The 11597-nt window shown below is 33.5% G+C and carries 12 protein-coding genes; 4 read left to right on the top strand and 8 right to left on the bottom strand.

Going from position 1 to position 11597, the window contains the following annotated elements:
* Positions 1-4 precede the first annotated feature (4 nt).
* The 4 genes from NYE52_RS02835 to NYE52_RS02820 form a co-directional block, all read right to left on the bottom strand.
* Positions 5-415, bottom strand: coding sequence for a ribosomal maturation YjgA family protein (locus NYE52_RS02835; RefSeq protein ID WP_341191672.1), 411 nt, complete (start codon positions 413-415; stop codon positions 5-7).
* A gap of 169 nt (positions 416-584) precedes the next feature.
* Positions 585-788, bottom strand: coding sequence for a zinc ribbon domain-containing protein (locus tag NYE52_RS02830; RefSeq protein WP_341191671.1), 204 nt, complete (start codon positions 786-788; stop codon positions 585-587).
* Positions 789-915: 127 nt separating this feature from the next.
* Positions 916-1659, bottom strand: a complete 744-nt coding sequence (locus NYE52_RS02825; protein WP_341191670.1) for a phosphotransferase family protein — start codon at positions 1657-1659, stop codon at positions 916-918.
* Between the two features lie 39 nt (positions 1660-1698).
* Positions 1699-2199 (bottom strand): GNAT family N-acetyltransferase, encoded by a 501-nt coding sequence (locus tag NYE52_RS02820; RefSeq protein ID WP_341191669.1) that lies wholly within the window; start codon positions 2197-2199, stop codon positions 1699-1701.
* Positions 2200-2427: 228 nt separating this feature from the next.
* Between NYE52_RS02820 and NYE52_RS02815 the strand changes: the two genes are divergently transcribed.
* The 3 genes from NYE52_RS02815 (at position 2428) to NYE52_RS02805 (ending at position 6148) form a co-directional block, all read left to right on the top strand.
* Complete coding sequence (locus NYE52_RS02815; RefSeq protein ID WP_341191668.1) at positions 2428-3207, top strand: nitroreductase family protein; 780 nt, start codon at positions 2428-2430, stop codon at positions 3205-3207.
* A 362-nt stretch (positions 3208-3569) separates the two neighbouring features.
* Entirely contained in the window at positions 3570-5444 is a 1875-nt protein-coding gene (locus tag NYE52_RS02810; RefSeq protein WP_341191667.1) for a serine hydrolase domain-containing protein, read from the top strand.
* Positions 5445-5656: 212 nt separating this feature from the next.
* A complete protein-coding gene (locus NYE52_RS02805; protein WP_341191666.1) occupies positions 5657-6148 on the top strand; it encodes a CBO0543 family protein in 492 nt (163 codons plus the stop codon).
* 321 nt (positions 6149-6469) lie between these two features.
* Here NYE52_RS02805 and NYE52_RS02800 read toward each other — a convergent pair whose 3' ends face one another.
* The 3 genes from NYE52_RS02800 to NYE52_RS02790 all read right to left on the bottom strand — a co-directional run bounded on the left by NYE52_RS02800 (position 6470) and on the right by NYE52_RS02790 (position 9085).
* Positions 6470-6979 (bottom strand): PadR family transcriptional regulator, encoded by a 510-nt coding sequence (locus NYE52_RS02800; RefSeq protein ID WP_341191665.1) that lies wholly within the window; start codon positions 6977-6979, stop codon positions 6470-6472.
* A 61-nt stretch (positions 6980-7040) separates the two neighbouring features.
* Positions 7041-7889 carry a sialate O-acetylesterase gene (locus NYE52_RS02795; protein ID WP_341191664.1) on the bottom strand — a complete coding sequence of 283 codons (849 nt, stop codon included), beginning with the start codon at positions 7887-7889 and terminating at the stop codon, positions 7041-7043.
* A 362-nt stretch (positions 7890-8251) separates the two neighbouring features.
* Positions 8252-9085 (bottom strand): oxidoreductase, encoded by an 834-nt coding sequence (locus tag NYE52_RS02790; protein WP_341191663.1) that lies wholly within the window; start codon positions 9083-9085, stop codon positions 8252-8254.
* 169 nt (positions 9086-9254) lie between these two features.
* Here NYE52_RS02790 and NYE52_RS02785 point away from each other — a divergent pair, with 169 nt between their 5' ends.
* Positions 9255-9821, top strand: coding sequence for a TetR/AcrR family transcriptional regulator (locus tag NYE52_RS02785; RefSeq protein WP_341191662.1), 567 nt, complete (start codon positions 9255-9257; stop codon positions 9819-9821).
* A gap of 311 nt (positions 9822-10132) precedes the next feature.
* Here NYE52_RS02785 and rlmD read toward each other — a convergent pair whose 3' ends face one another.
* Complete coding sequence (rlmD, locus tag NYE52_RS02780; protein ID WP_341191661.1) at positions 10133-11500, bottom strand: 23S rRNA (uracil(1939)-C(5))-methyltransferase RlmD; 1368 nt, start codon at positions 11498-11500, stop codon at positions 10133-10135.
* Positions 11501-11597: the final 97 nt, after the last annotated feature.

Raw genomic sequence — 11597 nt, 5'->3', positions numbered from 1 at the left:
ATACTCATTTTTTTCTGCAAATTAATAATTTGTCCACCATCAAAGCTAATACTATCCCTGATAAATAGCGGACTAAATCAACAAAAAGAAATCCCCTTCCTAATATCAGCGCACCTAATGTCGTATTTCTGAGCTCATTTATCCAGTCTGCTTGATATAATTGACTACATTCTATTCCAAAGCTAAACAGAATACTGCCTATCATAGCTAACAGGATTTTCTTTTCAACAAAGAGAAAACGAAAGCCGAAATATACCATCATTGCCCACAGCATGTCTCCTGCATGCTCGCTAATAATATCTGGGAGCAGATTACTAAATCTTCTGGAGAAAAGTCCCAATGCCACCATAAATAAGGCAGTAACCATGTAATTTATTCTCTCATTGCCTTTGTATTTTCCATTTAGCTGGTTCATGTTTCACTCACTATGTTTAGATTTTTATAAATATATATTTATTATAATTATTCCCGTTAAGGCTTGCCATGTTTTCGTTTTCAAATTTTAGTGGACAAAATGAAAAGAGACCATTATACGACTGGTCTCTACACATCATTATGAGGTTGAAATTTTTCACTAATTAGAATTATCCCAAGAATAAATCTAGAATATTAGACCCTTTTGACGTTTGTTTATTATAGAACTCTGAGTATCCACATTTCTTGCAAAAGACAACAGTAAATGTATTATGCTGAATATCCATTAGCTTGGATAAGCCTGTTCCTGACATTGCTACATCTTTTGTTCCTACCTCTGTTCCACCGCATTTTACACAGCCTTTACTTTCCATATCTTAACACTCCTTATTCTTAGATAGAAATCTCCTTTGTGAAAGGTGCCCGACGTGAATTCAATAATATCTTGTGTATCTTCCTATCTTTTTACGTATGAAAATGGATTAAGTTTCATTTCCATTTTCATAAATAACGATTAATAATATTTAAAAGCTTGTCTTTGTTATATGGAGAAACATTTTCGCTTAATCTTGCGGCTGAAACAATAGGCAGCCATTCTAATATCGCTTCTTTTAAATAATCGGTTTTGCTGCAATAGATATTCAAATATAAATCAGCAAGTTCCTGATGATTTTCCAGATAAAGGAGATAGGTTCTACATATATCTGCACAAACATCTCCTGTTCCTGCATCTACCCAATCGATTATCCATACTTTTTCATCTGCTAATACGAGATTATAAAGGTGAAAATCCCCATGGCAGAGTCTTTTCTCATTTGGCATTACCTCCAACTTAGCTAAAATAAGTGATTTTGTTTCACCATCTAGAATATGCGAGCCTTCAACTTGGCTGCGCCACTTTGCCAAGATTGGTGGAAGATTATTCCCTTCATAATGATGAATTTGTTGTTGGATATCGATGGACATGCTCATATAATATTCTGCCTTCTCAGGATTTTCAAACAATAGATCTCCTAAAGTTTTTCCTTTTATGTATTCCATTATTAAAACTTGATTTTTTTCCATTTTGTTTATTTCTATAACTTCCGGAACAGGTAAACCACAAGAATGAGCAAATATTTGTTTCGATGCCTCCATTGCCGCTTCTGTAGATGGAAGATAATCTTTATATATTTTGAAAATTTTATTATCATTTAAATAAATCTTTGCTGTATTTCCAATAGCTAATGGTTCTCCTAAATTCACTCTACACACTCCCTACTCTTAAAAACATAGAATGATTACTTAAGAAATTGCTCGAGCATATCGTAAAGATACTTGCTCTTCTCCTGTTTTTGTAACAGCTATCTTTTTCTCTTGAAAAATAAAGCCTCTTGCTTCATAAAATGGGATCCCTCTGTGATTTCCTTCTTGTACAGAAACCCACTGTTTTGTTGCCCCAAGTTCTACCTGATCTTTAGTCAATGCTTCAAGTAGTAGTCTTCCAATCCCTTGATAGCGGTATTTTTCATCCATATAAAGAACGAAAACCTCCGAGACATTTTCGTCCGTTATTCCCCCTCCAATTACACCAACTACTTGAGAATCAAGTAGGGCAACATAGGAATAGCTCCCATTCTCTATATCTTTTTCAATCCGATCAAACGTGTACCAAAATTCAACCGTTTGCTTCTGACATTCTTCACTAAGCATGCCTTCTACCGTTTGCCGCCAACCCGTCGAGCAAATTCTTTGAATCGCTTTTGCATGTTCTAGTTTTGGTTTTTCTATTGAAATTTGCGTCATGCTTTGTTCCCCTTTTTCCAATATAATTTTTTCTGCTCTCCATTAGCTAAAGGATACCATTTTATTCGTTACGTCCCCAAAGAAAATGCCAATTTTGTCATAATTTTATGTTTATTTCAAATCTAATATATGCGAATAACTAAATAGTTTATGTTTCAAGAGGATTTCTAGTAGAAAAAGTGGAAGATATAGTATAAAGAATATGGAAAAAGAATTAGGAGTGATTGTTTGGAATTAAAGGATGTTATACACGGGCATAGATCGATACGAAAATACGAAGATAAGGAAGTTAGTCAAGAGCTATTGGATCAAATATTAGAAGCTGGAATTCGTGCTTCATCCAGTGGGAATATGCAATCTTATTCGATTATCGTTACGAAGGATAAGGAGCTTAAAAATCAATTATACAGTGCACATATGGACCAATCCATGGTTGTGGATGCACCTATCCTCCTAACATTTTGTGCAGATTTCAATCGGATGCGAAAATGGCTTGAGTTGAATGATGCACCTGTTCATTTTGATAATTATATGAGCTTTATGATTGGTGCAATTGATGCAACATTAGTATCACAAAATTGTGCTTTAGCAGCAGAAAACGCTGGCCTTGGTATTTGCTATATGGGCTCTACTCTTGCGAATTGTGATCAAATTGGCAAGCTACTAAATTTACCAGAGAATGTTGTACCTATTGTAGGTTATTCTTTAGGCTATCCTGCAGAAAATCCAGCCCCGCGTGATCGACTGCCGATACATGGACTTGTTCACTATGATACCTATCAGGATTATTCGAACCAAGATATTCTTGAAATCTATAAAGAACGCGATGAAAAAGGCTGGAATCGCTATATGGATGTCCCTCGACTGAAAGAAATGACAGAACAATTAGGATTAAAAAATCTTGCTCAAATTTACACCATTGCAAAGTATACGAAAGAATCTCATCACGAATTTTCACAGACTGTACTGAATTACTTGGAAAAACAAAATTTTATGAATAACGGGTAATTACTTTTCAAGCATTCTAAAAGGACTACTCCTCCACTTCATTTTAAAAGAATTTTATAAGTGGAGGATTCTAAGATTGGTATTTACATAAGACAAATTACCAATGTAGTGTTACTAAGTTTCCCTGCTCCCGTTTTTCCCCATAACAAGTTTAATCCTTACTCGTCCTATATTAATACGTCTGAAGTCTTATAAAGAATGCAGACCTCCGTTTTATATAACCATTATCCAATTAATGCTAAAATTACCAGTAGAGACAGAAGGAATATATTGCATTGATTAAAATACAAGCACATCTTTAATTGCCGCCCACATCACTTATTCTGTTAACACGAAACAAAATACCAATAAAGGGGAATGAGATGAAAAAACTTTTTCTTGGTTTATCATTATTTTTGTTTTTGACGTTATCCTTTTCAGAACCAACCTCAGCAAAAGAATACTCAACACCTTCTGGAATTCCTATCGAGAATATCGAAGAGTTTGTTGATGAGTATGTACAAGATTACATCGGAGAAACTTCTGCAGGTGCAATTGTTGTAATTACAAAAGATGACCACATCCTTTTATCCAAAGGCTATGGGTATGCAGATATAGAAAATAAAATCCGCATGAATCCGAGAACATCGATTTTAGAATGGGGATCTATAAGCAAGCTATTTGTCTGGGTATCCGTTATGCAAATGGCGGAACAAGGAAAAATAGATTTGGACGAAGATATACGAGAATATTTGCCCAAATACTTTTTAGCAAAGCTAACCTACGATGAACCGATTACGATGGTACATTTAATGAATCATAATGCTGGATTTGAAGATAGCATTTTTGATTTAGGATATTCCTCAAAAGAACAAGTGAAATCATTAGAAGAAGGCTTAAAAATAGCCGAACCAAAGCAGATATATAAACCAGGTGAAGTAGTAGCCTATTCTAATTATTCCACTTCTTTAGCTGCTTATATTGTAGAAAGAGTTAGTGGACAAAAATTCTATGAATATGTATCGAGTAATATTTTATCAAAATTAGAAATGAACCATACAACTCCCCATATCTCGATTGAAAAGAACCAGGATTTTTTTCAAAACAAAACAAAAGGTTATGAACTTGTAGAGCCACAAAACTTCCTTTTAGCCACTCCTTTTTATATGTCTTTATATCCAAGCGGAGAGATAAATGGAACAGCAGAAGATTTAGCGAAATTCGCAATGTCATTAATGCCAAGGGATGATCAAGGCTCCATTCTTTTTAATAAGAAAGATACATTAACAAAGCTCTTATCACAAAGTTATTCTCCAACTGAAAATGCTGTAGGGATTGCACATGGATTTTGGGAATACGAAGGCGCCAAAAGAGGGCTGTTGCATGGCGGAAATACTGCCTCTTTCTCAAGCATGATTCACATCGTCCCAGAAGACAGGTTTGGCATAATTGTTTTAACCAATCAAGCAGGAGAATCAAATCTTACTTACGGTCTTACGAAGGAATTGGTTGGCGAAAAGAAATTAACTAGCTCAAAGAAATTGCCCCATGCCAAAACTACAGAAGGAACCTATATTTACGCTCGTAAAATGGATAGCTCCTTTATAAAGATGTATTATTATTATTTCACTCAGCTTAAAATAAAAGCCACTAGCAACAAGGAGATAGAAGTAAATGTAGGTGGATTAAAAGCAAATTATATTCAAACAGAACCTTATGTCTATAAATATAAGGATGGAAATGAACTATTTTTAGCAATGGATACTTTATCTTTTCAATTAAAGGATAATAAGGTTCATAAAATTTCTACATTATATACAGATTTTTTACCTTTAGATATAAACAAAGCTTGGCTTACAACTAGTGCTGCCTTATTTCTATATTGCATCCTGTTCTTTCTCCTAGCTTCGATTTCCTGCATTATACTTTTAGTAAGAAACTGGAGACAAAAGAGACCAACGTTAAGAATTCAAAAATGGAATTATTTATTACATTTCACTGGACTAGCAATGATTATTAATGTCGTTATCCTTGCAATAAGGATGTTAATTAACAGTAATCGAGCATACCCTGAAATATTTTTACAGATTGTTGCCAATTATTGCTTCACCTTTATAAGCTTACTAACGATTATTTTCATTATCTTTGATTGGAAGAAAGCAGTAATACATACTAAGCAGAAGTTTTTTTATCTTTTGTCCGTATGTACTATGATGATTCTAGTATTGTTAATGATCACTTGGAATTTTTATCATTAAATATTACTAACGAGAATGCACTTGGAATAATTCCAAGTGCATTTTCCGCATAATTTCAATGTTATTTTTATGTCCCTTACTTTACCACAGTGAGAGCTGTGACCTCTGTCTCTCCCCATTTTCGCCAATACAATACCTTCATAAAAAATTAAATTAAATTTGCATAAAACATCGAAAAAATCATCAATATATTTCCAGAGAGGTGAATTATTTTGAAAAATAAACTCGAAAAAAGAATTGAACTATCATCCTGGATTATTATGTCATTTTTATTAATAGTATTAGTACCAAGAAGTAAAATTCGAGAAGCACAATTATCATTTTTGTTTAAACAGGTTATTACTTGGATATTTGGTTTACTAGTAGTTGAAAAAAATCTAATATCCTATCCATCTCGTTTATTTTTCAAAAAGGCTAATAAGAGTAGTTTTACTTTTGAATATTTTGTTTATCCAGCATTATGTTCATTTTTCAATCTGTATTATCCAGAGAAAAGAAATCCCTTTTATAAATTCTGTTATTACTTTGTGTTTTCAGGAATAATTACAGGATTTGAACTAATTGCTTGTAAATACACAAAGTTAATCAACTACAAAAATTGGACATGGTATTGGAGCTTAATAACAATGTGGATCACATATTATATTTCGCGAATCTACTACAGATGGTTTTTTAAAGATAAATTAAAAGCTCCAGTGGTATAAGAAGCTGATTTAATCAATCAGCTTCTCTTTTTTACTTGCAATATAAAATCTATATTATCCTACTTAGGAAGCACTAATAATATAGGATTTGCCTACAGGTAATCAACAAAAATCCATATCCTTCTTTAAAATGTCCCCTTTGTACAGAACATTTTTTTATCATTAAATATTAATATCAAAAACACACTAGGATTAATGATTCCTAGTGTGTTTTTTCGTATATATAACGTCCATTGCTTTTATATATTGAATTGAAACTTACTCCATCATTCAATTACACGTTCGACTTTTAATACAATATCCATTACATTGATTATCATTTCAGATATCTTTTAACAGTCCTTCAAACCATTGAACATTTACCAAATGATGTGAACGTGAATTTTCCAACATCTTTTTGAAATAAGTAGGAATCGTTTCATTATGCTGAAGCGTTTGTTCTAATAAAAAAATTTTCTTTTGCGTTTGTTCGATTTGTATATTTATTAGTTTTGTTAGTTCCTCTTTTTTATATTCATCTGCAAATAACATTGCTGCATAAAAAGATAAATTTATATAATCTGTCTTAGAACCATACTTAAACATCAATTTTTCGAATTCTTTATCACCTAGTTCTGTGATAATATAATTACGCTTTTCTCTAGTATTATCTAATTGATCCACTTGTTGAATATATTGCTTTTCTTCTAATTGTTGAAGATTATAATAGAAGGATCCCTTAGTAAAATTCACTATATATTTATAATGTCTCTCTTCCATTAGTGCCAACAATTCGTATCCGTAAGAACCTGGTTTTTGTTTTAATAAGCCTAAAATGAGTAATGGTATCAAAAAAACACCTTCTTTTATCTTCCTTAAAATTTTTGGAATAGTTATTGCATTTTTTTATCGTTTACTTCTTGTTTATTTGTATGAGCTGAGATTCAAATTCGTCATATGAAATTTTCCCTACCGCTAATTCTAGCGTCTTGCGATATATCTTTTCTGATTTGGTATTTTCTCTAGTATGAATAAGATTTATCAACTCATTTTCATTATTTAATGGTTCCAATACATGTTGTTTTTTAGAAAAGGCTTCAAAATACCGCAAACCAAATTTTCTTTGAGAAATTGCATCAATATGAATACCATCTGGATTAGAAGTTAAGCCTTCTGCAGTGACAAAATAACAATTGTCTTGTTCAAAAGCAAATTTTTGCAGCTCTTGATTAATAAAATTATATTCAGTAGAATATTTCCCAAATCCCTCTTTTCCTAGAAAATCTCCCAAACCACCAATAATAAAAGGAATATCTGGAGCATTTAACTCCACTCTAAGAGCCTCAACAATGGAAAATAATTTATTATAATAGACTTTGTAATTCCCATTCATACTATCGCTTTCTCCTTGATGCCATAGAATTCCTGTTAACTCACTATTCTCCATAGCAAATTTAGCTTCGGTAATTGCATGTCGAAAAAGCGGTTGATCAACAGCCCATTCATCTAGCGTGCTTCCACCTTCTGCACAGGGAATAAGGCCAATCTTATCATCTTGATTTTCGCGACTCCATGCTTCTGCAAAGGAACCAACTAGACTAATTCCTGAAACAGGACGGTCATAATTGACAGGCTCCGTCATCATTTGCCATCTTCCATTACGCAACATTTGTATTCTCTCATTATAAATCGGAGGAACTTCATGGATAAATCCTCGTCCCGCCATATTCGACTGTCCTATCATTAAAAACGATTTAATCATTTTTTTCATCCTTTCTTGCTATTTATATTTAATCATTGCCTTCCATTCTTTTGATTCAGCATTTGATTAATTCTTTAATAGTATGGTTGTTTGAAACTAGATTTTGTAGAAAACATTCCTTGAAAGCAAAGTCTACCAAAAGACGATTAGTCTAATTAGACTAATGACTCTTACATCATTATAGTCTAATTAGACTGTTTGTCAATTTTTTATCAGAAGGTTTCATTTATAACGTCAGATTTCTCCTCTATATCAATCTTTATATAAAAATAGCTTCCAAAATAAAAGCCAACCATTCATTCGAAAAACAGTTGGCTTTTGTTTATAGTGTTTAATATTAAAATATCATTCCTTGTATTTAATCATACTGATTGTCTTAACATTAGATACAGAAGACGATCAAACATTCGATCTGTTAAAACGCTTCTAAGAAATAGCATAGGCTTTGCAAATTGCCCTGCAGCATATCTAGTTTTTGGCCTCTTTGCCTCAATTGCTTTCATAACAATTTTTCCAATCACATATGGTGAGCTTGCTTGATTAATCATATTGCTCGCCATTTTAATATAAGCGTTGGTCATATTAGCATATGCTCCTTTGCCAGATGTCTTTTGAACATATTCCAACATAATATTGGACCATTCACTTTTAATAGATCCTGGTTGAATAACAACTACATCAATACCAAATGGAGCAACCTCCAGACGTAGACAATCTGAATATCCTTCAAGCGCGTGCTTTGTAGCATGATACCATGCTCCTAGAGGAGTATAAATTCTTCCTCCAGTTGAAGAATTGTTAATTATTTTCCCTGACTTCTGTCTTCGCATATGTGGTAAGACTAACTGAGTTAATCGGCTTAATCCAAATAAATTCACTTCAAATTGTCTTCTAGCTTCCTCCAAAGTCACATCCTCTACAGCCCCATAGGAACCATACCCTGCATTATTAAACAACACATCAATTCTTCCTTGTTCCTCCATAATCCGATTTATTCCATTAACCATTGATTGTTCATCTGTAACATCTAATGCAATTAGTTTAGCTCCCTTAGCCTCCAAATCTTGCATTCTCTCTATTCGTCTTGCCGCACTATAAACTACATAGCCTTTCTCTAATAATAATTCAGCTGTTGCTTTACCCATTCCTGCTGAAGCTCCTGTTATAAGAACGACCCCTTTGTTTCCTTCTATCATTTTCCTCTCCTCCTTCTCACCTATAAGTGACACGTTTGTTTACTTGTACACACTTGTGTCACTTCGGTAAATAAATTATAATAATAGAAGAAAGGAAGAGTCAATACACCTAGAACAAGTGATACAAATAGGATAATGTGGGACATTTGTTTAGAAAGAAGGAGATTTAGTGGTTAAAGACAAAAGCAACAATCCCATTTCCATACGTTCAAGAAAGTGGATTATTGATGCACTATTAGAACTAATGAAAGAGAAAGCTTATGACAAAATTACCATTAAAGAGATTACGGACAAAGCAGATTTAGTTCGTAAAACTTTTTATCGAAATTTCGATTCGAAAGATGATGTTCTATATGAATATATTAATGAATTAATGAAGCAGGTCGAAAAGGAATTTGAGAATGATCAATCATTGACCCCTTATACAATGGCAATAAAATACTTTACTTTTTGGAGTGAACATATCCATTTTTTACATTTACTCCAACGAAATAATCTTTTTATCATACTTCTACAACACCTTGATATGTATATGCCTGGCTTAAATGGAAGATATAAAGCGAATATATTAGATGGATTTGATGCTCTCTTTTTGGATTATTACACTATTTTTAATTCTGCCGGAGTGTGGCATATGCTTGAAAGATGGGTTAGCGGAGGAGCAAAAGAGACACCTGAACAGTTAGCTCAGATATACTCAGATATTACATTAAACAATCCTCACAAAAAAAAGTGAAAGAGCCGTTTTTAATACATGCTATCTTTATATTCCTTTTTCCAAAAAACACCGAATAATCTGGAGCCGTAAAAAAAATCCAGATTATTCCTTTAATAACAACTATATAATTAGCTGGATAATCACATTCTTAGAAAAAATAGATAGCTACAGTTAAAAGGAAGGCATTAGTTATAAAACCAATCTGAGTTACTGTTATTTTACTTTCATTAGAACGTAAAAAGAATTTTTCTAATTCAAATTTATTATAGATTGAAAATTGCCAAAAAAAGACCGGATTCGTATTGAAACAAACCCGGATTGATATTGATTTATACCAACGATAACCTAGCCACTGCCTCCACATGCATCGTCTGTGGAAACATATCCACAGGCTGCACTTCTTCCGTCTTATAGCCTCCGTCTTCCAATATACGAAGATCTCGAGCTAGAGTTGCTGGGTTACAGGACACATAGACAACTTTTTTCGGCTTCATATCAAGAATGGTCTGTAATAATGCTTCATCACAGCCTTTTCTTGGTGGATCTACTACTAAAACATCTGCTTCATTGCCTTCTTTATACCAGTTGGGGATAACTACTTCCGCTTCCCCTACTGCGAATTCCACATTGTGGATATCATTTAAGCGTGCATTGTTTCTAGCATCTTCAATTGCTTGTGGAACAATTTCGACACCGAATACTTGTCTTGCTTTTTTTGCTAAAAATAATGAGATTGTCCCAATTCCACAGTAAGCATCTATTACTTTCTCTTCCCCATTCAAATCAGCATACTCCAATGCTTTCTCATAAAGCACCTTTGTTTGCTCTGGATTCACCTGGTAAAAAGAACGGGCAGAAATAGCGAATTTCACATCGCCAATATAATCAGTAATGGTTTCTTCTCCCCAAAGCACCTTCGTTCTATCTCCCATTATCACATTCGTTTTTTTGTTATTCACATTGTGGATAATTGATTTGATATTTGGCACTTTTTGAACAATTTCATCAACAATTGCATTTCGATTGGGGATATCCTGTGTACGAGTGATTAATACAACCATCACTTCCTTCGTAACCATCCCTCTTCTTACCATAATATGACGCAGATCTCCTTTATGGCGAGCTTCGTCATAGGCACGTACCCCATATTTCGAACAAATATCTTTTACCGTATTTACGACATAATCATTTTCCTCTTGTTGTATCAAGCATTGTTCCATATTTATGATTTGGTGGGAACGTTGTTGATAAAATCCACCAATAAGTCCGCCTTCTTGCTCTCCAATTGGAACTTGTGATTTATTGCGGTAACGCCAAGGATCTTCCATGCCCAGTGTTGGATGCACAATCGTATTGATTTTCCCAATCCGCTCAAGGACATCCTTCACATGCTTATGCTTCGTTTTCAATTGTCCTTCATAGCTTAAATGCTGTAATTGACAGCCACCACATTCCTTGTAAATAAGGCATGGTGCTTCTACCCGATAAGGACTTCTTTCTTTTATCTCCATTAAACGGCCGAAACCATAATTCTTATTTGTCTTGATTACTTTTACGGTTGCTTTTTCACCTGGCAGTCCATTGGGGATAAATAGTGGATAACCTTCTATCTTTGCAACCCCTGAACCATCATGTGTTAAATCTTCAAAAACTATATCTATTATATCGTTCTTTTGAACGGGTAATGTTTTACTCATTATCGTCTTCCTTTACATCGATATTTCCGAAAAAAATAAGCGTGGTAATTGTAACATATTATCAGGAAAGCGCAAGTCTCTTCATTGTGGAAAATAT

Origin of the sequence: Niallia sp. FSL W8-0635 (assembly GCF_038007965.1) — a bacterium.
Lineage (GTDB): Bacteria > Bacillota > Bacilli > Bacillales > Cytobacillaceae > Niallia.
The sequence above is the reverse complement of the archived record's forward strand: the minus strand, read 5'-3'. Positions and strand labels throughout refer to the sequence as shown.

Excerpts from the sequence above, each read along its gene's own strand:
- NYE52_RS02835 (WP_341191672.1), bottom strand. The coding sequence starts at position 415 with ATGAACCAGCTAAATGGAAAATACAAAGGCAATGAGAGAATAAATTAC.
- NYE52_RS02830 (WP_341191671.1), bottom strand. The coding sequence starts at position 788 with ATGGAAAGTAAAGGCTGTGTAAAATGCGGTGGAACAGAGGTAGGAACA.
- NYE52_RS02820 (WP_341191669.1), bottom strand. The coding sequence starts at position 2,199 with ATGACGCAAATTTCAATAGAAAAACCAAAACTAGAACATGCAAAAGCG.
- NYE52_RS02810 (WP_341191667.1), top strand. The coding sequence starts at position 3,570 with ATGAAAAAACTTTTTCTTGGTTTATCATTATTTTTGTTTTTGACGTTA.
- NYE52_RS02795 (WP_341191664.1), bottom strand. The coding sequence starts at position 7,889 with ATGATTAAATCGTTTTTAATGATAGGACAGTCGAATATGGCGGGACGA.
- NYE52_RS02790 (WP_341191663.1), bottom strand. The coding sequence starts at position 9,085 with ATGATAGAAGGAAACAAAGGGGTCGTTCTTATAACAGGAGCTTCAGCA.
- rlmD (WP_341191661.1), bottom strand. The coding sequence starts at position 11,500 with ATGAGTAAAACATTACCCGTTCAAAAGAACGATATAATAGATATAGTT.